Below are 23,418 nucleotides of genomic sequence, written 5' to 3' on the forward strand. Positions count from 1 at the left end.
TCCCTTTTCCCGGTGTCAGTGCACGGCGAAGTCCGGGCAATCCAATGGCCTGACCATGCGGTTAATATCGGGGGCGATTGGTTCTAAACCCCCGCCTCGAAGGCCTCCACCAGATCGATGAAGGCTTCGCCGTAGCGGTCCAGTTTCGTCTGGCCGACGCCGGAAACGGCAAGCAGCGCGTCCGCGGACACCGGCCGGGCCTTGGCGATGCCGGCAAGCGTCGCGTCCGGAAAGACCACATAGGGCGGCACTTCGGCGTCGCGCGCGATCTGGGTGCGCAGCCGGCGCAGCCGTTCGAACAGCAGCCGGTCCTCCGCATCGAGCTCGTCGGCGAGCGACGCGGAATGTTTGCCGCGGGTCTTCTTCAGGCTCGCCGTTCCCCGGTCCTTGCGGAGAAGGACGTCCCGTTCGCCCCGGAAAACTGCACGGGCCTCCTCGGTCAGGATCAGGGCGCCGAAATTGGCGTGGTCCACATCAAGCAAACCACCGGCGACGAGCTGGCGGGCCACCGACTGCCAGGTCTTGGCGGAATGCTCCTGGCCGACGCCATAGACCGACAGGCGGTCGTGGCCGAAGCGGGTCGTCTTTTCCGTTTCCTTGCCGAGCAGCACGTCGATCACGTGGCCGGAGCCGAAGCGCTGGCCGGTCCGGTAGACGGTGGACAGGAATTTCTGCGCCGCTTCCAGCCCGTTCCAGGTTTCAACCGGCGACAGGCAGGTGTCGCAATTGCCGCAAGGCTCAGGATAGGTCTCGCCGAAATGGGCAAGCAGCGCCTGGCGGCGGCAGCCGGCGGTCTCGCAGATGCCGAGCAGGGCGTTCAGCTTGGCGTTTTCCGCCCGCTTGATCTCGTCCGGCGCATCGCCTTCGGCAATCATCCGCCGGCGCTGAACCACATCGGCCATGCCATAGGCCATGAAGGCTTCCGACGGCGCGCCGTCCCGGCCGGCGCGGCCGGTTTCCTGGTAATAGGCCTCCACGGAAGACGGCAGGTCGAGATGGGCGACGAAACGTACGTCCGGTTTGTCGATCCCCATACCGAAGGCAACCGTGGCCACAAGGCACAGGCCCTCTTCCAGCAGAAAGGCGTCCTGGTTCGCGGCACGGACATCGGGCGGCAGACCGGCGTGATAGGGCAGCGCGCGGATGCCCTTGGAGCTCAGCCACTCGGCGATGTCCTCCACCTTGGCGCGCGACAGGCAGTAGACGATGCCGCTTTCGCCCTTGTGGCGGGTCAGGAAGTCCAGAAGCTGCTGGCGCTGGTTGGTGCGCTCGACGATTTCGTAACGGATGTTCGGCCGGTCGAAGCTGGTGGAAAAGACATCCGCGTCCTCCAGTGTGAGGCGCTTGAGAATGTCTTCCTGGGTGTGCGGATCGGCGGTTGCCGTCAGCGCCACGCGCGGCACGCCCGGATACCGATCCGCGAGAGAGGACAGGCTCAGGTACTCGGGGCGGAAATCATGGCCCCACTGGCTGACGCAATGGGCCTCGTCGATGGCAAACAGCGCGATCGGCAGATTATCCAGGAACCGGCGGAAGTTCTCCGTGGCAAGCCGTTCCGGCGTGACGTAAAGAAGGTCGAGATCGCCCGACAGCGCCCGGGCGCGCACCGCGTCCTGTTCGTCGGGAGAAAGCGCGGAATTGAGGGCCGCGGCGCGGACCCCCGCGGCCAGAAGCGCGCCGACCTGATCCTTCATCAGGGCGATCAGCGGCGAGATGACGATGCCGATGCCGGGCCGGCACAGCGCCGGGATCTGGTAACACAACGACTTGCCGGCACCGGTGGGAAACAGAACCACCGCATCCCGGCCGGCAACGAGCGCGTCGACGACTTCCTTTTGCCGGCCGCGAAAAGCGTCATAGCCGAAAACCCGGCGCAGAATGTCCCCAGGGTCGGAACTGGGGTCGGAACCGGGGTCGGGGAGCGCTGTAATTTCCGGAGCTTCGCTGCGAAGCGGCTGAATGGAGGACAAGCCGATGATTCCTTAGGTCTTGCCGAACCATCTCTTATTCGCCGGTTTTGGGCAATCAGGGGCTGTGGATGACTTTCAGAAAATGAAGAGTCTTGATCAAAATTCCGCGTCCGGCTCGCTTGCGAGCGTCTCCGCGCAGTGGACGCGCAGGCGTTCGGTCAGTTCGGCGAGGTCGCCTTCCAGAACGTCCGGGCCGATCGGCTTGCCGAAATGAACCCGGAACTCCGCGTTCTTCTTGTTGAGGAGTTCGTTGAAGACTGTCATGTCGCGCAGTTCCGTCGACACCCGCGCCAGGAAGTAGAAGAGCCCGGAGTTCCTCCCGCCCATGTGGATCGGAATGATCGGCGCCTTGTTCTTTCGCGCAAGCGCCAGGGCCGAACTCATCCACGGCCGTTCGGTCAGCTTGCCGTCGTGCCAGTAGGCGAGCCGGCCGGAGGGAAACAGCACCACCACCCGCTGGCTGGAAAAGGCGTGGGCGGCAATCCGGAGCGTTTCCTTGGTCTTCTCGCGGGTCTTGAAATCGTCGCGCCATTCCACCGGCACGATCATCTCCGCAAGGCGCGGGTTGATGCGGATGGCATCCCGGTTGGCGAAGATCGCAAGGTCCGTGCGCTGCGGCTTGATGGCGTCGTAGAGGGCGATCCCGTCGGCGATGCCGGTTGGATGGTTCGAGACCAGCACCACTGGTCCGCTGGCCGGAACCCGGTCCAGCCCGAGCGTCGTCATGTTCAGGCTCAGCAGGCCGCTCAGGTGATCGAACACGGCCTTGGCTTCCATAGGGCCGATGGTGTCGGCCATCTCGACCGCCGACCGATACCGCAGGATCTTATGCGCGATCGGCCGGATCAGAGGCCACCACGGGCTGGACATGACCTTTTCGCCGCGTTCGACAATCAGCGTGTCGACAATATGCATTCCGCCTTGCAACGGCTGACTGTGGTCGGCTGGCAATGCCGCAGTCGTCTGGTCGGTCGTCGGCACGAAGTGTCCTTGGGTCTTTCGTTGGTTCTTAGTGCAGCATGGTTACCGAATGCCGTGGCTTGGCGCAAATGCCAGTTGTCGCGAATCGTTGCGAACAGATACCCGTTTCGGCGAAATCAGCTCCAGACCGGCGACGTGAAAATACCTACGACGGATAGAAAACCGACGGCCCAGGATAGCGATCTCGGTGTCGCCCGGTCGGTCCAGTAACAGAAGATGTAGATGAGCCGCATGGCGACGAACAGGACCGCCAGCCGGTCGATCCAGGAGGGATCGCCGCCCTGGCCGAGTCCGACGATCACGGCGATGGCGAAAAACGGAAAGGCTTCGAACCCGTTGGCCTGGGCAGCCTGGGCCCGGGACCGGAAGCCGTCGCGCCAATAGTCCGGGTCACGGGGATTGGCATTGTCGTAGTCCTTGCTGAGCTTGGCCGGGAACACGGCGGCCACGGGCAGGATTGCGGCGATCAGAATGCACCAGACGGAAACAGGCACGGAGCAGGTCCTCTTGCTTGAACGAGCGGGTTGACGGTCGGCGGAAACAGGCCGAGGCGTTATTAACAGGATAACAGACTGAACATTCGGCGCGTCAATTGAGTGAAATCAACGAAGCCTGCGTCCAATCGCGGTTGGTATAGCGCAATTGCATTTGCCTGTCGGGACGGTCCGGCAGGCGTTGCGCTCCAAGGAGGGGAAGACATGTCCGTATCCGATTGGCAATCCTTCATTTCACAGACAGACAAGCGTATGGCAGAGCTGCGTGGCGGAATTCCCGGCGTTACCAAGGGATTTCACGAAGTCGCCCGCGCGGCGATTTCACCCGGTGTGCTGGATTCGAAGACCAAGGAGTTGATTGCGCTTGCCATCGGCATTACGGCGCGCTGCGACGGCTGCCTGGCTTATCATGCCAAGGCGGCCGCAAAATACGGTGCGACCCGGGAGGAAGTCATGGAGACGATCGGGGTTGCCGTTTACATGGGCGGCGGCCCATCCATGATTTACGGTGCCGAAGCGCTTGCCGCCTTCGATGCCTTTGCACCGAAGGCGGAAGCCTGATCGCAATCAGGGACGCGGTACGTGGGCGCCGGTCGACGGGTCGGTGCCGAGATAACCGTTGCCGCCCTGTTTCCAGGCGTTGAATCCGCCGGCCATGTGGGCGATTTTCGAAAAGCCCGCGGCCAGGCATTTTTCCGCCATGCGCCGCGACCGCATACCGGAACCGCAGTAAAGCACGATCGGACGGTCTTCCTGCGATGTCGGCAGGCGGGCCGGGTCGAACGCCGACATGGGTGCCAGAAGGGCGCCGCCCACATGCTCGAAGTCATATTCGGAAGGGGTGCGCACATCGATCAGGACAATTGCGTTCCGATCATACATTTCCTTGACTTCGGCAACCGAAAGCGTCTGCAGCGTGCCGCCGTTGATAATTTCCGTTTCCGCCATGAGTGCGGTCCTTTCCTGGCTGGGAGGGAAGTGGGTTGGATGTCGGTGTCTTATATCCGAACTATTGAATATATAGGAACGTCCGTCCGCGTTGGAACCTGAATTGGTCAGGTCGCAGCCTCAATTGTGAGAATGCGACCTGGATTGTCACATTCTTTTCCAAACGCGGGGGTAGAGGAGGTGCCGGCGCGCTGGGGCGATTCGCGTAACGGTAATTCGGAGGTTCGCCGTGTCCAAAACAACCGTGCTGTTTGTCTGTTCTGACAATGCTTTCCTGAGCCCGCTCGCGGAGGCCTATATGAACGCAAGGGGAAACGGCATCGTCAGGGCCTTTTCGGCCGGCCTCGCGCCGGCTTTGGAACTGCATGCGGCGGTCCGGCGGCTGTTGTCCGCCCATGGCATGCAGACGGACGGTTTGACCCCGAAAAGCCTGGACGTGTTCCTCCAGCCGCTTGCGCCCGCCCTGGACCGTATCATTTATCTGGCAGACCTGCCGAAAAGCGACCTGAGCGCCATCTGGGGCGATGCTCCGGCGATCGATGTCTGGAAGATCGCCGATGGGCTGCCGCGTCCGGAATCCTTCGATGCCTGCGTCACCATGTTCGACAGCATATGCAATGCGATCGACGATGTTCTGGATCCGCCGGTGCATCCCGAAGCGATCCCTAGAGCTCTCGCTGGTTAGAGCCTTTCTCGGTTAGATTGAATCATTCTGTTTGTCGTCCGGCGAGGCGCTCTACGCGGAGAGGTGCGCCGCCCATAGCGGGGCTATGGGCAAGCGGCTCGACAAAGCAGGCGTCCGCCGGACGGAAACCCGCCGCGTTGTTTGCCGTCGGCAAACAAGCCGCAGCTCAAATTACAGATCATTCGAACCCCCGATGCGGTTCGCATGATAGGGGCCGGGCCGGTTTGGCCCAATGCAGTCGGGCTATGCCTTGACCGTGCGGTCAGCACGGTCTTCGTCAAATCCCTTGGCCTTGAACCAAACCGGCTCCGGCAGAATGGATCAATCTAGCCGAGAAAGGCTCTAGGATTGCGGCCCGGAAGCGGTCGAAACCAGCCTGCGGGGTTGCGTCAGCGTCCGGACCATGGTGTTGCGGATCCAGTCCTTCATCCGCGCCTTCGGCGCCTTGATCAGGCCGATCATGTCGCCGGACTGATAGGTCAGTCTGGCGGAAAACTTGCGCGCCAGCGCCTGCATGGTGTGATTGGCCGCAAGGCAGCTGATATAAATGTGTTCGATCCGCAGGTCGCGCGCCTCGTTGAGGAGGGCGTCCATCAACCGGGTGCCGACGCCGTGGCGGCGCCAGCCTTTTTCCACGCAAAATGCGGCTTCGGCCATGTGCGGTTCGGGCAAGGTGCGCAATTCCGCGGTTCCGCGCAGGACGCCGTCTTCGAAGTAGCCGAAAATGACGGGACTTTGCGCAAAGCTGGTTTCCGCATAGGACACCATGAACGAATCATCGACCGTCATTGCGAATCGGTTGCGCCGGCCTTCGGGATCCAGGCGTAAAAGAAGATTGCGAAATTCTGCTTTTTCATCGTGGCGAAGGGGACGAATCGTCCCGGGAAGCCCGGAAAACGGTGTGTCGTTGTTCTCTTGCCGTTTGGCCCGGAACCACGTTTTGGCGGACTGCAGCATGGAAGGCTCCTGTCAAAATAGCCCTCCCAAGGCGTCCTCCCAGACGTTGGTAGTCATATAAAGGCCGTATCTGCCCTTTTTCAATAGGGCAACTCTTAGACTTGAGTCGGGTTTTGGCGTTTTCACCAATTGTGGGCTAAGACTTGGGAAAGAATGTTCGCGGCGGAACGGGACGGGACGATATGATGCGGAATGCGACGATTGTTGTCGGGATGTGTATTTTGGTCGGCATGACAGGGTGTCAGAGGTTTTCAGGCAACAGGCAATACGCGGCTCCGTTGCCGGCGACGCCGACGACACCGGTCGGTCAGGGCGACCTGCAGCCGCTTGACGGGTCCGTTCCGGGCGGCCAGTACGGTGATACGGGCACGGGAACGGATGTCGCTGTAAACACGCTCGCCGAGCCGACGGGGGCCATCGAGGTAAGCCGCAGCGATATGCTCGGCGGCTGGAAGCTGAGTTCCGGCACCGATAATTGCATGGCCTTCATGACGCTGACCACATGGTCCGGCGGCTACCGCGCCAATACCCGCGGATGCACCAGTCCGCTCCTGAGCGGAGTTTCCGCCTGGGACCTGAGCGGGAAGCAGGTGGTGCTGAAAGATGCGAACGGACAAACCGTCGCCCAGCTCTACGCAACGACCGCGCAGCAGTTCAGCGGACAGACCGCGCAAGGTGTGCCGGCGTCGCTTTACCGTTAACAACCTGAGGTATTTTTCACTAGACGACACGCGTTAAGGCTGTAAACTTGGTTCATCAAGGGAGACAGCTGAGACATGTCCAAATACGATCCGTTGCGTGAACATCTGGCGCGCCTGGAAGATGTGGTCTGGGCCGCCAAACTCGACGATGTCGAAGATATCCTTGGATCTCATTTGCCTAGAAGCGCGCGCGAACATCGCACGTGGTGGGCGAATTCGGGCGGCACGCTCGTCCATCAGAATGCGTGGCTCGATGCGGGCTGGCGGGTGGAGAGAACCGACCTGAACCGCAATGTGGTCGTGTTCCGCCGTTTGCGAATCGGCGGAACCGCGCTTGCCGGCAGCAACGGCAAGGCCCGGCCGCAGCCTCGGGATAAAAGCAGCGATGCGGAGCGGCGGCTGGCGAAGTCCATGCCGGCCCTGCGCCAGCCCGTGACGGTCACGCTGCGTGCGGAATGGACCACGCTTGGCAATCTGCACAAGGTTCCCTGTTCGGCGACGAATATTCCTCAAGGGCCGGGCATCGTGAGGGCGGTGAGCCTCAGGGAAGGCGAACCCAGTTCCCTGATCTTTCCGGCCGGTTCCGTCCAGCAATGTTACAGCCGCCTGCGCATGGCGATGAAGGACGAAGGTCCGGAAAACGACAGCACCCTTCTGGTGTCCCTGGGGCTGAACCGGACGACACCCGTCGAATGCGATGCGGTCAAGCTGGGCAATGCCTGGCTGTTGACCGACGGCCGGGGGCGCAAGGCGAACTTCGAGGACGAAACCGAACGCAGCCTGGTCGCCCAACTGCTTTATCTCCAGGAACTGCAGGCCGGACGGATAACAAAACTTCTTCCGGAATAGGGCGGTCTGGTCGGTATACGCCTTTTGACGTCCCGATCCGGGCGAATGAAAACTAATTTTAGCCAATCAACCGATTAGGTTCGCGCCCGGCCTTGCATCCGGACGCAATAGACCGTATTCGCCATGCGACAATTTGTACCCGCGTTCCGGGCAGCCCGGGTTGCGGATGTGGCATTCTCGCATGGAGCGCCAGACTTGAAACTCGAACTGCCGGTCAACCGAGCACTGGAAGCGCGCTACGACGCGCTGGTCGCCGCTGGCGAAATCACCCGGGACGCCGCGCAGATCGAAGCGGTCCGCAAGCTCGATCTTCTGAACAGCCGTCTGGCAGAGGTCCGGCTCGCCTCCAAGAAAAGTTCGCTTGGCTGGCTTTTCGGCCGCAACAAGGATCTCTGGAAGGACGTGGTCGGCCTCTACATGTGGGGCGGCGTCGGGCGCGGCAAGACGATGCTGATGGATCTCTTTTTCGAGATCACCGTCATCCGCCGCAAGCGCCGGGCGCATTTCCACGAGTTCATGGCCGACGTTCACGACCGCATCTACGCCCACCGCCAGGCGCTCAAGCGCGGCGAGGTCAAGGGGGACGATCCGATTGTGCCGGTCGCCGAGCAGATCGCCGTCGAGACCCGGCTTTTGTGCTTCGACGAATTCTCCGTCACCGACATTGCCGATGCGATGATCCTCGGCCGACTGTTCGCAAGGCTGTTCGAACTCGGCGTCGTCGTCGTGGCGACCTCCAACGTGGATCCGAAGGATCTCTACAAGGACGGGCTCAACCGCCAGCTGTTCCTGCCCTTCATCGATCTTCTGACCCGCCATGTCGAGGTCGCCAAGCTGGACAGTCCGACCGACTATCGCCTGGACAAGCTGGCGGGCGCGCCGGTCTACGTCACGCCGCTCGGCCCGCAGGCGGACGAAAAGATCGGGGACTTGTGGCGCAAGCTCACCAATGGTGTGGCGCCCCATGCGGAAGAGCTGGAAAACAAGGGACGGAAGATTTCCGTCGGCAGGGTTGCATCCGGTGTCGCACGGTTTACCTTCGAGGAACTGTGCAGCCGTCCTCTCGGCGCCTCGGACTATCTGCGGATAGCCCATGCCTACCGGACGGTCTTTATCGAGAATATTCCGGTCATGGACAAGCCGCGCCGCAATGAGGCCAAGCGGTTCATCAACCTGATCGACACGTTTTACGACAGCGGGGTGAAGGTCATCATCTCGGCGGAGGCGGAACCGACGGGGCTTTATGTGGCGCCGGATGGGACGGAAGCCTTCGAATTCGACCGGACCGTTTCCCGGTTGATCGAGATGCGGTCGGAGGCCTACCTGACGGGAGAAAATCACCACGGACAATCCTGAGTATACATTACGTATAGGTCAATGATCTCAGCGTGAGTCCGGACAGGAATTTCGGGTTTCAGGCGCAATAGTCTTTAGATTAGCTTGCGCAGGGAACCCAAAGAGAGTAGTGCCATCCCGTCATCAGCGGATGGCACAAGGTTCCATCTTACGTAAAGGGAAACTTTCGGATATGGCGCGGAACAAGATTGCTTTGATCGGCTCAGGTCAAATCGGCGGTACGCTCGCTCATCTTGCTGGCTTGAAGGAACTTGGAGACATTGTTCTCTTCGATATTGCGGAAGGTGTTCCGCAGGGCAAGGCGCTGGACCTGGCGGAATCCTCCCCGGTCGACGGCTTCGATGCCAAGCTCGCCGGCGCGAACGACTACGAAGCCATCGAGGGCTCCGACGTCGTCATCGTCACCGCAGGTGTTCCCCGCAAGCCGGGCATGAGCCGCGACGATCTCCTCGAAATCAACCTGAAGGTCATGGAGCAGGTCGGCGCCGGCATCGCGAAATACGCGCCGAACGCCTTTGTCATCTGCATCACCAACCCGCTCGACGCCATGGTCTGGGCGCTGCAGAAGTTCTCCGGCCTGCCGGCGAACAAGGTCGTCGGCATGGCCGGCGTGCTCGACAGCGCCCGTTTCCGTTACTTCCTGGCGGACGAATTCAACGTCTCCGTGGAAGACGTGACGGCCTTCGTGCTCGGCGGCCACGGCGACACCATGGTGCCGCTGACCCGCTACTCCACCGTTGCCGGCATTCCGCTGCCGGACCTGATCAAGATGGGCTGGTGCACGGCGGAGCGCCTGGAAGAAATCGTCCAGCGCACCCGTGACGGCGGCGCGGAGATCGTCGGTCTGCTGAAGACCGGTTCCGCTTTCTATGCCCCGGCCTCTTCCGCCATTGCCATGGCCGAGAGCTACCTCAAGGACAAGAAGCGCGTCGTGCCCTGTGCGGCAGCGCTGAGCGGCCAATACGGCCTCAAGGACACCTATGTCGGTGTTCCGGTTGTCATCGGCGCCGAGGGTGTCGAGCGTGTGATCGAAATCGACATGAATGCAGACGAAAAGGCGATGTTCGACAAGTCCGTCGCCTCTGTCGAGGGTCTCGTCGAGGCCTGCAAGAAGATCCAGCCGGCGCTCGCCTGAGCCGCCATACGGAATCCGAAGACCGCCGCCTGAAAAACGGCGGCGGTCCTCCGCAACCGGAGGAAACGCATGAATATCCATGAATACCAAGCCAAGGCGGTCCTGAAGGAATACGGCGCGCCCGTCGCTGAAGGCGTCGCCATCTTCTCCGCCGACGAGGCGGAAGCTGCAGCGAAGAAACTTCCCGGACCGCTCTGGGTCGTGAAGTCCCAGATCCATGCCGGCGGTCGCGGCAAGGGCAAGTTCAAGGAACTGGGCCCGGATGCCAAGGGCGGTGTCCGCCTTGCCTTCACGCTCGACGAAGTCATCGCCAACGCCAGGGAAATGCTCGGCCACACGCTGGTGACCAAACAGACCGGCCCGGCCGGCAAGGTCGTCAACCGTCTCTACATCGAAGACGGCGCCGACATCGAGCGCGAGCTTTACCTCTCCATCCTGGTCGACCGCACCGTCGGCCGTCCGGCCTTCGTGGTTTCCACCGAAGGCGGCATGGACATCGAGGCCGTTGCCGAGGAAACCCCGGACAAGATCGTCACCCTGCCGATCGATCCGGACACCGGCGTGACGGCGGCCGATGCCGGCAAGCTCTGCGATGCGCTGGAGCTTTCAGGCGTGGCCCGCGAAGACGGCATGACGCTGTTCCCGATCCTCTACAAGGCTTTCATGGAAAAGGACATGAGCCTGCTTGAGGTTAATCCGCTGATCGTCATGAAAGACGGCCGCCTGCGCGTTCTCGACGCCAAGGTCTCGTTCGACGGCAACGCCCTGTTCCGCCACGACGATATCCTCGCCCTGCGCGATGAGACCGAAGAAGACGCCAAGGAAATCGAGGCGTCCAAATACGACCTCGCCTATGTCGCTCTCGACGGGGACATCGGCTGCATGGTCAACGGTGCGGGCCTGGCCATGGCGACCATGGACATCATCAAGCTCTACGGCGCCGAGCCGGCGAACTTCCTCGATGTCGGTGGCGGCGCTTCCAAGGAAAAGGTGACGGCCGCGTTCAAGATCATCACCTCCGATCCGAACGTGAAGGGCATCCTGGTCAACATCTTCGGCGGCATCATGCGCTGCGACGTGATCGCGGAAGGCGTGGTCGCGGCCGTCAAGGAAGTCGGCCTGCAGGTTCCCCTCGTTGTCCGCCTGGAAGGCACCAACGTGGAACTCGGCAAGAAGATCATCAACGAAAGCGGTCTGAACGTGATCGCCGCCGATGATCTCGACGACGCCGCCCAGAAGATTGTGAAAGCCGTCAAGGGGGGCGCGTAAATGTCCATTCTCGTCGATAAAGACACGAAAATCATCGTTCAGGGCCTGACCGGCAAGACCGGCACGTTCCACACGGAACAGGCGCTGCAGTACTACGGCACCAAGATGGTCGCCGGCGTGCATCCGAAAAAGGGCGGCGAAACCTGGACCTCCGGTGTCGACGCCTCCGCGACCCTGCCGATCTTCGCCTCCGTCGGCGAAGCGAAGGAAGCAACGGGCGCGGACGCCTCCGTGATCTACGTTCCGCCGGCAGGCGCCGGTGCGGCGATCATCGAGGCGATCGATGCGGAAGTTCCCTTCATCGTCTGCATCACCGAGGGCATCCCGGTCGCCGACATGGTCAAGGTCAAGGCGAAGCTGGAGAAGTCCAAGTCGCGCCTGCTCGGCCCGAACTGCCCGGGCATCCTGACGCCGGAAGAATGCAAGATCGGCATCATGCCGGGCTCCATCTTCAAGAAGGGCTCCGTCGGTGTCGTGTCGCGCTCCGGTACGCTGACCTACGAAGCCGTGTTCCAGACCACCAACGCCGGCCTCGGCCAGACCACCGCCGTCGGCATCGGCGGCGACCCGGTCAAGGGCACCGAGTTCATCGACGTCCTGGAAATGTTCCTTGCCGATGACGAAACCCAGTCGATCATCATGATCGGGGAAATCGGCGGCTCCGCGGAAGAAGAAGCCGCGCAGTTCCTGATCGACGAAGCCAAGAAGGGCCGCAAGAAGCCGATGGCCGGCTTCATCGCGGGACGGACTGCTCCTCCGGGCCGCACCATGGGTCACGCAGGCGCGGTGATCTCCGGCGGCAAGGGCGGCGCGGAAGACAAGATCGCGGCCATGGAAGCGGCCGGCATCAAGGTTTCGCCATCTCCGGCGAAACTCGGCGAGACGCTTCTTGAAGTCCTGAAGGGCTGACCAATATTTATGCCCCACACGGGACGGAAATTGTTTACGTTTCGTAAGGCATAATGACAGGATTGGAACGAGGCGCGAAAGTGCCTCGATCCGCATTCGAGGGGCCGGCAATTGCGCCGGTCTGAAAAGGAAACCAGATCGGGCCGTCAGGTCCGACCGTCAGTATAAGGGCGGAGCAGACCTCCGCTGGATGGACATGGCACGGCAGGAAGCGAACAAAGTCTTCGCACTGACGTCGTTGCTTTACGGCGCCAACGCAGCCTATATCGAAGATCTTTACGCGCAATATAAGGAAAATCCGAACTCGGTCGAAGCCGAGTGGCAGGATTTCTTTGCCAGTTTCCAGGACACCAAGGAAGACGTGCTCAAGGAAGCGCGCGGCGCTCCATGGAAACGCAAGGACTGGCCGATTGCGGCGAGTGGCGATCTCGTCAATGCCTTTGACGGCGACTGGGCGCCGATCGAAAAAGAGCTCGGCGACAAGCTGAAGAAGAAGGCGGAAGCCAAGGGCGCGCCGGCCACCGAGGCGGAAGTCCATCAGGCGACGCGCGATTCCGTCCGTGCGCTGATGATGATCCGCGCCTACCGCATGCGCGGCCATCTGCACGCGAACCTCGACCCGCTCGGCCTTGCCGCTCTGAAGGATCACGAGGAACTGCATCCGGCCTCCTACGGCTTCACGGAAGCCGACTGGGACCGCAAGATTTTCATCGATCATGTCCTGGGTCTGGAATACGCCACGATCCGCGAGATGCTCGACATCCTCAAGCGGACCTATTGTTCGACCCTCGGCGTCGAATTCATGCACATCTCCGATCCGGCGGCGAAATCCTGGCTTCAGGAACGCATCGAGGGTCCGGACAAGCAGGTTGCCTTCACCAAGGAAGGCAAGAAGGCGATCCTCAACAAGCTGATCGAATCCGAAGGCTTCGAAAAGTTTCTGGACGTCAAGTACACCGGCACCAAGCGTTTCGGCCTCGATGGCGGCGAAGCCCTGATCCCGGCGCTGGAGCAGATCATCAAGCGCGGCGGCCAGCTGGGCCTGAAGGAAATCGTTTTCGGCATGGCCCACCGCGGCCGCCTGAACGTGCTTTCCCAGGTGATGGGCAAGCCGCACCGCGCCATCTTCCACGAGTTCAAGGGCGGCTCCTATGCGCCGGACGAAGTGGAAGGTTCCGGCGACGTGAAGTATCACCTCGGCGCGTCCTCCGATCGGACCTTCGACGACAATGACGTCCACCTGTCGCTGACGGCCAACCCGTCGCACCTGGAGATCGTCAATCCGGTCGTGCTCGGCAAATCCCGCGCCAAGCAGGATCAGCTTTCCGCCGTCGACGGCCATTGGGTCGAGACCACGGAAGTCGATCGCTCCAAGGTGCTGCCGCTGCTCCTGCACGGCGATGCGGCCTTTGCCGGCCAGGGCGTCGTTGCCGAATGCTTCGGCCTTTCGGCCCTGCGCGGCCACCGCACCGGCGGTTCGATCCACGTGATCATCAACAACCAGATCGGTTTCACCACGAACCCGCGGTTCTCGCGCTCTTCGCCTTATCCTTCCGATATGGCCAAGGTGATCGAGGCGCCGATCTTCCACGTCAACGGCGACGATCCGGAAGCGGTCACCTTCGCCGCCAAGATCGCCATCGAATACCGTCAGATCTTCGGCCGTCCGGTCGTGATCGACATGATCTGCTACCGCCGCTTCGGCCACAACGAGGGCGACGAGCCGGCTTTCACCCAGCCGATCATGTACCGCAAGATCCGCAAGCATGCGACGACGCTGCAGATTTATTCCGAGCGCCTGGTCAAGGAAGGCGTCGTATCGGCGGAAGAAGTCGAGGAGATGAAGGCGAACTGGCGCAAGCATCTCGATGACGAGTTCGAAGCCGGACAGGCCTTCAAGCCGAACAAGGCCGACTGGCTCGACGGCAAGTGGTCGGGTCTGAAGCGTGCCGAAGGCGAGGACGATCCGCGCCGCGGTGCCACCGGCATTCCGCTCGAGGAGCTGAAGGACATCGGCCGCAAGCTGGCGCATGTTCCCGACGGCTTCAATATTCACCGGACGGTTGCGCGCTTCATGAAAAACCGCGAGCGCATGATCGAGACCGGCGAGGGGATCGATTGGGCAACTGCGGAGGCGTTGGCCTTCGGCGGGCTGCTGCGCGAAGGTCACGCGGTACGCCTGTCCGGCCAGGACTGCGAACGCGGCACCTTCTCCCAGCGTCATTCGGTCCTTTATGACCAGGAAGACGAAGGCCGCTACATCCCGCTGAACAACCTCGGCAAGGGAGCGGCCCGTTACGAGGTCATCAACTCCATGCTCTCCGAAGAGGCCGTGCTTGGCTTCGAATACGGCTATTCGCTGGCCGAACCGAACGCGCTGACCCTTTGGGAAGCCCAGTTCGGCGACTTCGCCAACGGCGCGCAGGTGATCTTCGACCAGTTCCTGTCGTCGGGCGAGCGCAAGTGGCTGCGCATGTCCGGCCTTGTCTGCCTGCTGCCGCACGGCTACGAGGGCCAGGGACCGGAGCATTCCTCCGCCCGTCTGGAACGTTTCCTGCAGCTTTGCGCGGAAGACAACATGCAGGTCGCCAACTGCACGACGCCTGCGAACTACTTCCACATCCTGCGCCGGCAGCTGAACCGCGACATCCGCAAGCCGCTGATCCTGATGACGCCAAAGTCGCTGCTCAGGCACAAGCGTTGCGTTTCCAAGATCTCCGAACTGGCCGAGGACACCTCTTTCCACCGCCTGCTTTGGGACGATGCGGAAATGGGCGTGTCGGAAACCAAGCTGGTGGCCGACGACAAGATCCGCCGCGTCGTCATGTGCTCCGGAAAGGTCTATTACGACCTCCTGGAAGAACGCGAGAAGCGTGGCATCGACGATGTCTATCTGCTGCGCGTCGAACAGCTCTATCCGTTCCCGAAAAAGGCTCTGGCGAAGGAACTCAACCGCTTCAAGAATGCGGATATGGTATGGTGCCAGGAAGAGCCGAAGAACATGGGCAGCTGGTTCTTCGTGGAGTCCTATATCGAATGGGTCCTCCAGCAGATCGGTGCGAAGACGACGCGGCCGCGCTATGCGGGCCGCCAGGCATCGGCATCGACGGCGACCGGCCTCATGTCGTCCCACCTCGCCCAGCTGCAGGCATTCCTCGACGAGGCGTTTGAATAATTTAACGGAGGCTGGCGACAGCCTCCCGTTTACCGGAACCGGCCAGGCAAACTTAAGAGAAGGCGACCATGGCAACCGAAATTCGCGTGCCCACACTGGGTGAATCCGTATCCGAAGCTACCATTGCCCAGTGGTTCAAGAAGCCGGGCGATGCCGTTGCGGCCGACGAACCGCTGGTGGAACTGGAAACCGACAAGGTGACCGTCGAGGTTCCCGCTCCGGCTGCCGGCACCTTGGAAAGCATTGTCGTCAACGAGGGCGATACGGTTGAGGTCGGCGCCCTTCTCGGCCAGATCTCCGAAGGCGGCGCTGCCGCCGCGGCAAAGCCCGCCAAGGCGGAGGCCAAGGCTGAGAGCAAGCCGGAAGCTACTTCGAAGTCCGGCGACCTCGTCGACGTCGTCACGCCGAGCGCCGGCGAATCCGTCACCGAGGCGGAAGTCGGCGAATGGAGCGTGAAGGTCGGCGACACGGTCAAGGCCGACGACGTTCTGGTCGAACTGGAAACCGACAAGGCTGCCCAGGAAATCCCGGCGCCGGTCGCAGGAACCGTCGTCAAGATCGTTGCCCAGACCGGCGACACGGTCGAGCCCGGCAACCTGCTGTGCCAGATCGATGCAAGCGGCGCAGCCGTTGCCGCTCCGGCCGAGGCAGAAGCCGCGCCGGCGGAAGCCGCCCCGGCAGCTGATCCCGCTCCGACCGCAGGCGGCACGTCCATGCCGCCGGCACCGTCGGCCTCCAAGATGATGGCCGAGAAGAACCTTTCCACCGATCAGGTTGCCGGTTCCGGCAAGCGCGGCCAGGTGCTCAAGGGCGACGTGATTGCCGCCGTTCAGTCCGGCATTTCGGGCGCTGCGGCACCCGCACCGGCGATGGCCCGTGGTCCGGTGGCTACCGAAGACGAGGCGCGCGAGGAACGCGTGCGCATGACCAAGCTGCGCCAGACCATTGCGCGCCGCCTGAAGGACGCCCAGAACACGGCGGCCATGCTGACCACCTACAACGAGGTCGACATGGGCCCGGTCATGGACCTGCGCAAGCAGTACAAGGACCTGTTCGAGAAGAAGCACGGCGTGAAGCTCGGCTTCATGGGCTTTTTCACCAAGGCGGTCTGCCACGCGCTGCAGGAAGTCCCGGCCGTCAACGCCGAGATCGACGGCACGGACATCATCTACAAGAAGTTCTGCCATATCGGCGTGGCCGTGGGCACCGACAAGGGCCTGGTGGTTCCGGTGGTGCGCGATGCCGACCAGATGTCGATTGCCGAAGTCGAGAAGGAAATCGGCAACCTCGGCCGCAAGGCCCGGGACGGCAAATTGGGCATGGCTGATATGACCGGAGGGACCTTCACCATCTCCAATGGCGGGGTGTATGGTTCGCTCATGTCGTCGCCGATCCTGAACGCGCCGCAGTCCGGCATCCTGGGCATGCACAAGATCCAGGATCGTCCGATGGCCGTGAACGGTCAGGTGGTCATCCGCCCGATGATGTATCTGGCGCTGTCCTACGACCACCGGATCGTCGACGGTAAGGAAGCCGTGACCTTCCTGGTCCGCGTCAAGGAAAGCCTGGAAGATCCGCAACGCCTCGTTCTGGATCTTTAATCAAAGACCTGAACCCGGGGAGGTCCGGATCATGAGCCTGGAGTTTCTTATCACCGCCCTTGTGGTCGTCCTGGTGCCCGGCACCGGCGTCGTCTACACCGTGGCGGTCGGGCTCGGAAAAGGGCGGCTGGCAAGTGTGGCGGCCGCCATCGGCTGCACCTTCGGCATTCTGCCGTCCATCCTGGCCTCCGTCCTCGGGCTGTCCGCCCTGCTGCACACCAGCGCCCTCGTGTTTCAGGTTCTGAAATACGCGGGCGTGGCCTATCTTCTGTATCTGGCCTGGCAGACCCTGAAGGACCGGGGCCCGATGGATCTGAAAGCAGACGACGGCCGTGCGAAATCGCCGGTCTCGATCGCCGTGACCGGCGCTCTGATCAACATTCTCAATCCCAAGCTGACGGTGTTCTTCCTGGCCTTCCTGCCGCAGTTCGTGGCCCATGACGCCACCCACCCGGTTGTCGAGATGCTGTCGATGGGGGGCGTGTTCATGGCCATGACCCTGGGCGTCTTCATCGTCTATGGCCAGTTCGCAGGCCTCGTCGGCCAAAAGGTGCTCGGAAGCGAGCGGGTGCTCACCTGGATGCGCCGCTCGATCGCGGCGACCTTCGCCGCTTTCGGATTGCGTCTGGCCCTGACGGAACGGTGACGGGGAGAGGATGTCGTGGTGAAACAGGATGGCAGCCCGGACGGTGTCTGGGCCGGCGGCAGGGCGTCCGAACGCCTTGTGCGGATTCAATAAAGTAGCGGGCGGGCAGGATCGTGACACACACCGAAAATGTAGTCCTGGTGACCGGCGGCAGCCGGGGGATCGGCGCAGCCGCCTGTCTGCGGGCCGCAGAACTCGGCCACGGGATCCTGGTGAACTACGTCTCGAACAGGCAGGCCGCCGAAGAGGTCGTCGCGCAGATCGAGCGCGCCGGCGGCAGGGCCCGGGCGGTGCCGGGCGACGTTCAGTCGGAAGCGGACGTGCTTGCCATGTTCGCCGCATGCGATGATTTCGGCCGGCTTGTCGGGCTGGTCAACAACGCCGGCGTCGTGGACCGTCATCAGCGGGTCGACGAGATGACGCTCGAACGGCTGAACCGCATGTTCGCCATCAATCTGGTCGGGTCCTTCCTGTGCGCCCGTGAGGCGGTGAAGCGCATGTCGACCCGCCACGGCGGCAAGGGCGGTGCCATCGTCAATATCGGGTCGGCCTCCTCCAAGCTCGGATCCGGAAACCAGTATGTCGACTATGCCGCCTCAAAGGGCGGCATCGATACGATGACGGTCGGTCTGGCACTTGAGGTCGCCACGGAAGGGGTGCGGGTCAACGCGGTCCGTCCCGGCATCATCGATACCGAAATTCATGCCTCCGGCGGCGCGCCCGACCGGGTGGCGAAAATCGAATCCTCCCTTCCCATGAAGCGGGCGGGCACGGCGGACGAGGTCGCCAAGGCCATCAAGTGGCTCCTGTCCGACGACTCCAGTTACACAACCGGCGCGATCCTGGACGTCTCCGGCGGCCGCGCCATTCTTCCCTGATCCGAACGGAAAACGAACCAAGAGCAAAGGCAGAGGCAACCGAAATGTCCCAATACGATCTCGTCGTCATCGGAACCGGCCCGGGGGGGTATGTCTGTGCGATCAAGGCGGCCCAGCTCGGTCTGAAGGTGGCTGTTGTCGAAAAGCGCGCCACCCACGGCGGCACCTGTCTCAACATCGGCTGCATTCCGTCCAAGGCGTTGCTGCATGCCTCGGAAATGTTCGAGGAGGCCGGTCACGGCTTCGACGTGCTCGGCATCAAGGTCAACAAGCCGAAGCTCGACCTGCCGGTCATGATGAAACACAAGCAGGATGTGATCGACTCCAACGTCGGCGGGGTCGGCTTCCTGATCAAGAAGAACAAGATCGATGCCTTCCACGGCACCGGCAAGATCCTGTCCGCAGGCAAGGTCGAGGTGACCGCCGAGGACGGCAAGGTCTCGCAGATTGAGGCAAAGAACATCGTCATCGCCACCGGCTCCGACGTCATGCCCCTGCCGGGTGTGAAGATCGACGAAAAGCAGGTGGTCTCCTCCACCGGCGCGCTGGAGCTGGACAAGGTTCCGGGCAAGCTGGTCGTCGTCGGCGGCGGGGTGATCGGCCTCGAGTTGGGATCGGTCTGGAACCGCCTGGGCTCCCAGGTCACCGTGGTCGAGTTCATGGACAAGATCCTCGGACCGATGGACGGCGACGTCTCCAAGCAGTTCCAGCGCATGCTGAAAAAACAGGGCATGGAATTCAAGCTGTCCTCGAAAGTGACCGGCGTTGCCAAGAAGGGCAAAGGCCTGGCAGTGACGGTCGAACCGGCTGCCGGTGGCGACGCGGAAACCATCGAGGCCGACATCGTGCTGGTCGCCATCGGTCGCAAGCCCTACACCGAAGGCCTCGGCCTGGAAGAGGCCGGTGTCGCGCTCGACGAACGCGGCCGGGTCAAGACCGACGATCACTACCGCACCAACGTGGACGGCATCTATGCCATCGGCGACGTGATCGTCGGGCCGATGCTGGCGCACAAGGCCGAAGACGAAGGCGTTGCCCTTGCCGAAATGCTGGCGGGTCAAGCAGGCCATGTGAACTACGACGTCATTCCGGGCGTGGTCTACACCCAGCCGGAAGTGGCCTCCGTGGGCAAGACCGAAGAAGAACTGAAGGCAGCCGGCGTCAATTACAAGGCCGGCAAGTTCCCGTTCGCGGCCAACGGCCGGGCGCGGGCCATGAACCACACCGACGGCTTCGTCAAGGTTCTGGCGGATGCGGAAACGGACCGGGTGCTCGGCGCCCATATCGTCGGCTTTGGCGCAGGCGAGATGATCCACGAGGTTGCCGTCCTGATGGAATTCGGCGGCTCGTCGGAAGACCTCGGCCGCACCTGCCACGCGCACCCGACCATGTCGGAAGCCGTCAAGGAAGCGGGTCTCGCCACCTTCTTCAAGCCGATCCACACCTGATCGGAAGACAATTGATTGACAAGAAGGCCGGGCAATCGCCCGGCCTTTCTATTTAGTGGAGACCGTCAATGGTCTCCCCGACACTGGCCGTGATCGCCGAAGGCTTTCAGTACATTGCAGTCGGCGACCTGTTGATGACCGTCGCAGCTTGCTGCGATGCGGACAAGTTCGCTTTCCAGTTTTTTCAGATGGGAAATCCGCCGCCGGACGGCGGCAAGCTGTTCGATGGCGATCCGGTTGGCATCCTCGCACGGGCGATCGGGATGTTCGCTCAGCTCCAGGAGTTTGCGAATTGCCGCCATGGGCAGCCCGAGGTCCCGGGCATGCTTGATGAAGCCGAGCCGGTCGAGGTCGGCCTCGCCATACCTTCTCTGGTTGCCCTCACTGCGCACGGGGGCGGCGAGCAGGCCTTCCTTTTCATAATACCGGATCGTCGGGATCTTGACGCCGGTCTGCCGGGACATGTCGCCGATCGAAAAATCCATGATCACCCCTTGAAGCTCTAGTCGCTATAGGTTGTAGATGGGAAAGCAGACAGGCCTTTGCCACCGGAAACAAGGAGATACTTTTATGGGTTCCTGCTGCGGACACGATCACTCGGCCACATTCGACGGCTTGTCGGCGGACTACAAGCGCCGGCTCTGGCTCGTGATCGCACTCAATGGCGGCATGTTTCTGGTGGAGATGGTCGCCGGTCAGGTGGCCGGCTCGAAGGCGCTTCAGGCCGATGCGCTCGATTTCTTCGGGGATGCGGTCACCTATGGCATGTCGCTGGCGGTGATTGGGGCTTCCTTGAAGATCCGCTCGACAGCGGCCCTGATCAAAGGCCTGAGCCTTTTGCTGATGGGACTTTGGGTCGGCGGATCGACAGCCTATCAGGTGCTGGTCTTCGGCGTGCCCGAAGCGGGTGTCATGGGCGCGGTGGGCTTTCTCGCGCTGATCGTCAACCTCTCCAGTGTGCTTCTGCTGGTCCGCTACAAGGACGGCGATGCGAATGTCCGCTCCGTCTGGCTGTGTTCGCGCAACGATGCCATCGGCAACGTGGCGGTGATGCTCGCCGCGCTCGGCGTGTGGGGAACCGCGACCGCCTGGCCGGATCTGATCGTCGCCGGTCTGATGGCGACCCTGTTCCTGAATTCCGCTGTCCAGATCCTGGCGCAGGCGCTACGGGAATTCCGTCACGGCCATCCGAACGCGCTCTAAGAAGCCTGCGCCTATTTGCGTTGGAGATTATAGACCTGTTCGTCGCGTGGCAGCGATCGGTCGTAGGGAACATCCAGGACATGGGTGTCCAGGATGTCGCCGAAACGGCGGACCCGGATCACCTTGCCGCCCAGGAAACCCAGAAGGGCCACCTGCAGACCGCCGCCGTCCCGGAGTTCGGCCGCGGTCCAGCCCCATTTGCAGTCGCGTGGAATGCAGGACGTGAAAGCGCGGATGCGGCTGTCGACCCTGCCGTCGTGACAGCTCGATTCGATTTCGATCCGGGTGATTTCCTTCGGTTTTGCATTCGGGTTGACCCAGATGCCGTCCTCTGGAAGCGGGCAGTAGATTTGCGCCTCGGACGGGCTGGCCAGACCGATCAGGATCAGAGACAGAAACAGAAAGAGGGCAGCGCATCGGGTCGGCATCGGGCATCTCCGCGCGCCAAGGATGCAGGCCTGGTGTGAACGAATTGTTAAGATTATTTGGCGGCCGACCTGTGCCGCCTGCGAACCCCGGACGCTCGCCTGGACCTTACCTTCGTTCAGGCACGCCAAAACCCGGCGCGCAGGCTCAAACAAGCCGCGCGGTCCGGGATTTAAGCAGGTATCGGAAGCGAATTAGCGCTTGCGGCCGCCGGCAATGATGCCTTCGCGCTGGGCGAGCTTGCGCGCAGCCTTGCGGGCGCGGCGGACAGCTTCTGCCTTTTCACGGGCGCGTTTTTCGGACGGCTTTTCGAAGGCCCGGCGGGTCTTCATTTCACGGAATACGCCTTCGCGCTGCAGCTTCTTTTTCAGCACGCGGAGGGCTTGATCGACATTGTTATCGCGGACGAGGACTTGCAAGTTGTCTCCTGACTTTCTGGTTGGTGGAATGCCCCGAGTATCGGGCACTGCGCTGGTTAGCGGAGGAGGGACCCTCCCATGAAGGCCGGGACACTACCACTTTTTCGGCAGAATGCACCCCCCAAGTCCCGGAAAATCGCTGATTGAAGGGCGTTTTTTGATTTTTATGCAGCTTCAGCTGCGCGGATGGGCCCGGTCATAGGCTTCCAGCAGCCGGGCGCTGTCGATTTCGGTGTAGATCTGGGTGCTCGACAGGCTGGCGTGGCCGAGCAACTCCTGGATCGTGCGCAGGTCGCCGCCGCCCGCCAGAAGGTGTGTCGCGAAGGAATGACGCAGCGCATGCGGTGTCGCGCTTTTCGGCAGGCCGAGCGCGCCGCGCAGTTTTTCCATGGCGAGCTGCACCAGCCGCGGATTGAGCGGCCCGCCGCGCGCACCGACGAACAGCGGACCGTCCTTCGAAATCCCGTAGGGGCAAAGATCCAGATAGGTGTCGATCGCCTCCGAGACGACGGGCAGGATCGGCACCAGCCGTTCCTTTCCGCCCTTGCCCTTGATCCTCAGCGTCTTCGTTCCCTGACGCGGCGCCGTGCCGCCGGTGAGCGACAAGGCTTCCGACAGGCGCAGTCCGCAGCCGTAAAGCAGGGTCAGGACGGCGGCGTTGCGGGCCTCGATCCAGGGTTCGCTTTCCATGGCAAGATCGCCGCCGGTAATGTCTCTCGCATCGCGCGCGGAGACCGGTTTGGGCAGGGACCGGGGTTGTTTCGGCGGACGGACCGCACCGGCCGCAGCCGCATTGACCTCGCCGCGCCGCTCCAGAAAGCGCAGGAAAGACCGGATGCCCGCAAGCCCGCGCGCCAGGGACCGGCTTTGGGTTCCGCCTTGCCGTCTGCGGGCCAGGAAGGCGCGGAAGTCGGCGGGTTTGAGGGCCTTGATATCCTTCAGCGCCGGCGCGCCGCCCAGATGATCGGTGAGGAACCGCAGAAACTGCCTCAGATCGCGCTCATAGGCGATCAGTGTCTTGTCGGAAAGCCGGCGCTCGTCGGACAGATGGTCGAGCCATGAGCCGACCCTCTGATTGAGATCGGGGCGGGCGGTGACGAGAAGGGCATCGGTATCTGCGGGGTTCGGGGACATGGCTTGATTTTAGGATAATGAAGCCAAGCGTTCGGTTAACGGGATGCCGCTATCCGATAAGATCCTTTCTCTCCACCGTCACCCCGGGCGAACGCAGTGAGACCCGGGGCCTACTCGTTTGCAGAGCCGATGTTCTCTTGCGCGAAGCTGCGGCAAATGGATCTGCGAGTAGGCCCCGGCTCAAGGCCGGGGTTGTTTGTTTTGAGTGTGGGCCGAGGCCGTGCCTCCTCTGCA

Annotated in this window: 23 protein-coding genes; 14 read left to right on the forward strand and 9 right to left on the reverse strand. The window is 62.3% G+C overall.

The window, feature by feature from the left end; translation table 11 throughout:
* Window positions 1-83: 83 nt before the first annotated feature.
* The 3 genes from recQ to ACN0SO_RS15465 all read right to left on the reverse strand — a co-directional run bounded on the left by recQ (window position 84) and on the right by ACN0SO_RS15465 (window position 3,445).
* Window positions 84-1,931: a DNA helicase RecQ gene (recQ, locus tag ACN0SO_RS15455; RefSeq protein WP_417679377.1), complete on the reverse strand. Its 1,848-nt coding sequence runs from the start codon at window positions 1,929-1,931 to the stop codon at window positions 84-86.
* Between the two features lie 135 nt (window positions 1,932-2,066).
* On the reverse strand, window positions 2,067-2,885 hold the full coding sequence (locus tag ACN0SO_RS15460) for a GNAT family N-acetyltransferase (RefSeq protein WP_417679258.1): 819 nt from the start codon (window positions 2,883-2,885) through the stop codon (window positions 2,067-2,069).
* 182 nt (window positions 2,886-3,067) lie between these two features.
* Window positions 3,068-3,445: an MAPEG family protein gene (locus ACN0SO_RS15465; RefSeq protein WP_417679260.1), complete on the reverse strand. Its 378-nt coding sequence runs from the start codon at window positions 3,443-3,445 to the stop codon at window positions 3,068-3,070.
* A 204-nt stretch (window positions 3,446-3,649) separates the two neighbouring features.
* On the opposite strand from ACN0SO_RS15465, the gene ACN0SO_RS15470 reads away from it, so the two are divergent.
* On the forward strand, window positions 3,650-4,006 hold the full coding sequence (locus ACN0SO_RS15470; RefSeq protein ID WP_417679262.1) for a carboxymuconolactone decarboxylase family protein: 357 nt from the start codon (window positions 3,650-3,652) through the stop codon (window positions 4,004-4,006).
* Between the two features lie 6 nt (window positions 4,007-4,012).
* Here the strand turns inward: ACN0SO_RS15470 and ACN0SO_RS15475 are convergent, their stop codons facing one another.
* The gene (locus ACN0SO_RS15475) at window positions 4,013-4,393 is read right to left on the reverse strand and encodes a rhodanese-like domain-containing protein (RefSeq protein ID WP_417679264.1); all 381 of its coding nucleotides are present in this window, start codon (window positions 4,391-4,393) and stop codon (window positions 4,013-4,015) included.
* Between the two features lie 229 nt (window positions 4,394-4,622).
* On the opposite strand from ACN0SO_RS15475, the gene ACN0SO_RS15480 reads away from it, so the two are divergent.
* Entirely contained in the window at window positions 4,623-5,078 is a 456-nt protein-coding gene (locus ACN0SO_RS15480; protein WP_417679266.1) for a low molecular weight phosphatase family protein, read from the forward strand.
* 342 nt (window positions 5,079-5,420) lie between these two features.
* Here ACN0SO_RS15480 and ACN0SO_RS15485 read toward each other — a convergent pair whose 3' ends face one another.
* Entirely contained in the window at window positions 5,421-6,035 is a 615-nt protein-coding gene (locus ACN0SO_RS15485; protein WP_417679268.1) for a GNAT family N-acetyltransferase, read from the reverse strand.
* A gap of 185 nt (window positions 6,036-6,220) precedes the next feature.
* Between ACN0SO_RS15485 and ACN0SO_RS15490 the strand changes: the two genes are divergently transcribed.
* The 11 genes from ACN0SO_RS15490 to lpdA all read left to right on the forward strand — a co-directional run bounded on the left by ACN0SO_RS15490 (window position 6,221) and on the right by lpdA (window position 20,002).
* Window positions 6,221-6,736, forward strand: coding sequence for a protease inhibitor Inh/omp19 family protein (locus ACN0SO_RS15490; RefSeq protein WP_417679270.1), 516 nt, complete (start codon window positions 6,221-6,223; stop codon window positions 6,734-6,736).
* A 75-nt stretch (window positions 6,737-6,811) separates the two neighbouring features.
* On the forward strand, window positions 6,812-7,585 hold the full coding sequence (locus ACN0SO_RS15495) for a hypothetical protein (RefSeq protein WP_417679272.1): 774 nt from the start codon (window positions 6,812-6,814) through the stop codon (window positions 7,583-7,585).
* Window positions 7,586-7,780: 195 nt separating this feature from the next.
* On the forward strand, window positions 7,781-8,941 hold the full coding sequence (zapE, locus tag ACN0SO_RS15500) for a cell division protein ZapE (protein WP_417679274.1): 1,161 nt from the start codon (window positions 7,781-7,783) through the stop codon (window positions 8,939-8,941).
* Between the two features lie 172 nt (window positions 8,942-9,113).
* Complete coding sequence (mdh, locus tag ACN0SO_RS15505; protein WP_417679276.1) at window positions 9,114-10,076, forward strand: malate dehydrogenase; 963 nt, start codon at window positions 9,114-9,116, stop codon at window positions 10,074-10,076.
* A 69-nt stretch (window positions 10,077-10,145) separates the two neighbouring features.
* Window positions 10,146-11,345, forward strand: coding sequence for an ADP-forming succinate--CoA ligase subunit beta (gene sucC, locus ACN0SO_RS15510; RefSeq protein WP_417679278.1), 1,200 nt, complete (start codon window positions 10,146-10,148; stop codon window positions 11,343-11,345).
* Entirely contained in the window at window positions 11,346-12,254 is a 909-nt protein-coding gene (gene sucD / locus ACN0SO_RS15515) for a succinate--CoA ligase subunit alpha (protein ID WP_417679280.1), read from the forward strand.
* A 196-nt stretch (window positions 12,255-12,450) separates the two neighbouring features.
* Window positions 12,451-15,429, forward strand: coding sequence for a 2-oxoglutarate dehydrogenase E1 component (locus tag ACN0SO_RS15520; RefSeq protein ID WP_417679379.1), 2,979 nt, complete (start codon window positions 12,451-12,453; stop codon window positions 15,427-15,429).
* Window positions 15,430-15,497: 68 nt separating this feature from the next.
* Entirely contained in the window at window positions 15,498-17,030 is a 1,533-nt protein-coding gene (odhB, locus tag ACN0SO_RS15525; protein ID WP_417679282.1) for a 2-oxoglutarate dehydrogenase complex dihydrolipoyllysine-residue succinyltransferase, read from the forward strand.
* A gap of 31 nt (window positions 17,031-17,061) precedes the next feature.
* Window positions 17,062-17,676, forward strand: a complete 615-nt coding sequence (locus ACN0SO_RS15530; RefSeq protein WP_417679284.1) for a LysE family translocator — start codon at window positions 17,062-17,064, stop codon at window positions 17,674-17,676.
* A 113-nt stretch (window positions 17,677-17,789) separates the two neighbouring features.
* Entirely contained in the window at window positions 17,790-18,554 is a 765-nt protein-coding gene (locus tag ACN0SO_RS15535; RefSeq protein ID WP_417679286.1) for an SDR family oxidoreductase, read from the forward strand.
* A gap of 44 nt (window positions 18,555-18,598) precedes the next feature.
* Window positions 18,599-20,002, forward strand: a complete 1,404-nt coding sequence (gene lpdA / locus ACN0SO_RS15540; protein ID WP_417679288.1) for a dihydrolipoyl dehydrogenase — start codon at window positions 18,599-18,601, stop codon at window positions 20,000-20,002.
* Window positions 20,003-20,067: 65 nt separating this feature from the next.
* Here lpdA and ACN0SO_RS15545 read toward each other — a convergent pair whose 3' ends face one another.
* Window positions 20,068-20,487 carry a MerR family transcriptional regulator gene (locus ACN0SO_RS15545; RefSeq protein WP_417679290.1) on the reverse strand — a complete coding sequence of 140 codons (420 nt, stop codon included), beginning with the start codon at window positions 20,485-20,487 and terminating at the stop codon, window positions 20,068-20,070.
* Window positions 20,488-20,572: 85 nt separating this feature from the next.
* Here ACN0SO_RS15545 and ACN0SO_RS15550 point away from each other — a divergent pair, with 85 nt between their 5' ends.
* Complete coding sequence (locus tag ACN0SO_RS15550; protein ID WP_417679292.1) at window positions 20,573-21,205, forward strand: cation transporter; 633 nt, start codon at window positions 20,573-20,575, stop codon at window positions 21,203-21,205.
* An 11-nt stretch (window positions 21,206-21,216) separates the two neighbouring features.
* Here the strand turns inward: ACN0SO_RS15550 and ACN0SO_RS15555 are convergent, their stop codons facing one another.
* The 3 genes from ACN0SO_RS15555 to ACN0SO_RS15565 all read right to left on the reverse strand — a co-directional run bounded on the left by ACN0SO_RS15555 (window position 21,217) and on the right by ACN0SO_RS15565 (window position 23,184).
* Window positions 21,217-21,633, reverse strand: a complete 417-nt coding sequence (locus ACN0SO_RS15555; protein ID WP_417679294.1) for a serine/threonine protein kinase — start codon at window positions 21,631-21,633, stop codon at window positions 21,217-21,219.
* A gap of 192 nt (window positions 21,634-21,825) precedes the next feature.
* Window positions 21,826-22,050, reverse strand: coding sequence for a 30S ribosomal protein S21 (gene rpsU, locus ACN0SO_RS15560; protein ID WP_190292472.1), 225 nt, complete (start codon window positions 22,048-22,050; stop codon window positions 21,826-21,828).
* 174 nt (window positions 22,051-22,224) lie between these two features.
* Window positions 22,225-23,184, reverse strand: coding sequence for a tyrosine recombinase XerC (locus ACN0SO_RS15565; RefSeq protein WP_417679296.1), 960 nt, complete (start codon window positions 23,182-23,184; stop codon window positions 22,225-22,227).
* Between the last annotated feature and the right edge of the window lie 234 nt (window positions 23,185-23,418).

Origin of the sequence: Roseibium sp. (assembly GCF_048260565.1) — a bacterium.
GTDB lineage: Bacteria > Pseudomonadota > Alphaproteobacteria > Rhizobiales > Stappiaceae > Roseibium.

Excerpts from the sequence above, each read along its gene's own strand:
- ACN0SO_RS15460 (WP_417679258.1), bottom strand. The coding sequence starts at position 2,885 with ATGCATATTGTCGACACGCTGATTGTCGAACGCGGCGAAAAGGTCATG.
- ACN0SO_RS15470 (WP_417679262.1), top strand. The coding sequence starts at position 3,650 with ATGTCCGTATCCGATTGGCAATCCTTCATTTCACAGACAGACAAGCGT.
- ACN0SO_RS15475 (WP_417679264.1), bottom strand. The coding sequence starts at position 4,393 with ATGGCGGAAACGGAAATTATCAACGGCGGCACGCTGCAGACGCTTTCG.
- ACN0SO_RS15485 (WP_417679268.1), bottom strand. The coding sequence starts at position 6,035 with ATGCTGCAGTCCGCCAAAACGTGGTTCCGGGCCAAACGGCAAGAGAAC.
- ACN0SO_RS15490 (WP_417679270.1), top strand. The coding sequence starts at position 6,221 with ATGCGGAATGCGACGATTGTTGTCGGGATGTGTATTTTGGTCGGCATG.
- ACN0SO_RS15495 (WP_417679272.1), top strand. The coding sequence starts at position 6,812 with ATGTCCAAATACGATCCGTTGCGTGAACATCTGGCGCGCCTGGAAGAT.
- mdh (WP_417679276.1), top strand. The coding sequence starts at position 9,114 with ATGGCGCGGAACAAGATTGCTTTGATCGGCTCAGGTCAAATCGGCGGT.
- sucC (WP_417679278.1), top strand. The coding sequence starts at position 10,146 with ATGAATATCCATGAATACCAAGCCAAGGCGGTCCTGAAGGAATACGGC.
- sucD (WP_417679280.1), top strand. The coding sequence starts at position 11,346 with ATGTCCATTCTCGTCGATAAAGACACGAAAATCATCGTTCAGGGCCTG.
- ACN0SO_RS15520 (WP_417679379.1), top strand. The coding sequence starts at position 12,451 with ATGGCACGGCAGGAAGCGAACAAAGTCTTCGCACTGACGTCGTTGCTT.
- odhB (WP_417679282.1), top strand. The coding sequence starts at position 15,498 with ATGGCAACCGAAATTCGCGTGCCCACACTGGGTGAATCCGTATCCGAA.
- ACN0SO_RS15530 (WP_417679284.1), top strand. The coding sequence starts at position 17,062 with ATGAGCCTGGAGTTTCTTATCACCGCCCTTGTGGTCGTCCTGGTGCCC.
- lpdA (WP_417679288.1), top strand. The coding sequence starts at position 18,599 with ATGTCCCAATACGATCTCGTCGTCATCGGAACCGGCCCGGGGGGGTAT.
- ACN0SO_RS15545 (WP_417679290.1), bottom strand. The coding sequence starts at position 20,487 with ATGGATTTTTCGATCGGCGACATGTCCCGGCAGACCGGCGTCAAGATC.
- ACN0SO_RS15550 (WP_417679292.1), top strand. The coding sequence starts at position 20,573 with ATGGGTTCCTGCTGCGGACACGATCACTCGGCCACATTCGACGGCTTG.
- ACN0SO_RS15555 (WP_417679294.1), bottom strand. The coding sequence starts at position 21,633 with ATGCCGACCCGATGCGCTGCCCTCTTTCTGTTTCTGTCTCTGATCCTG.
- ACN0SO_RS15565 (WP_417679296.1), bottom strand. The coding sequence starts at position 23,184 with ATGTCCCCGAACCCCGCAGATACCGATGCCCTTCTCGTCACCGCCCGC.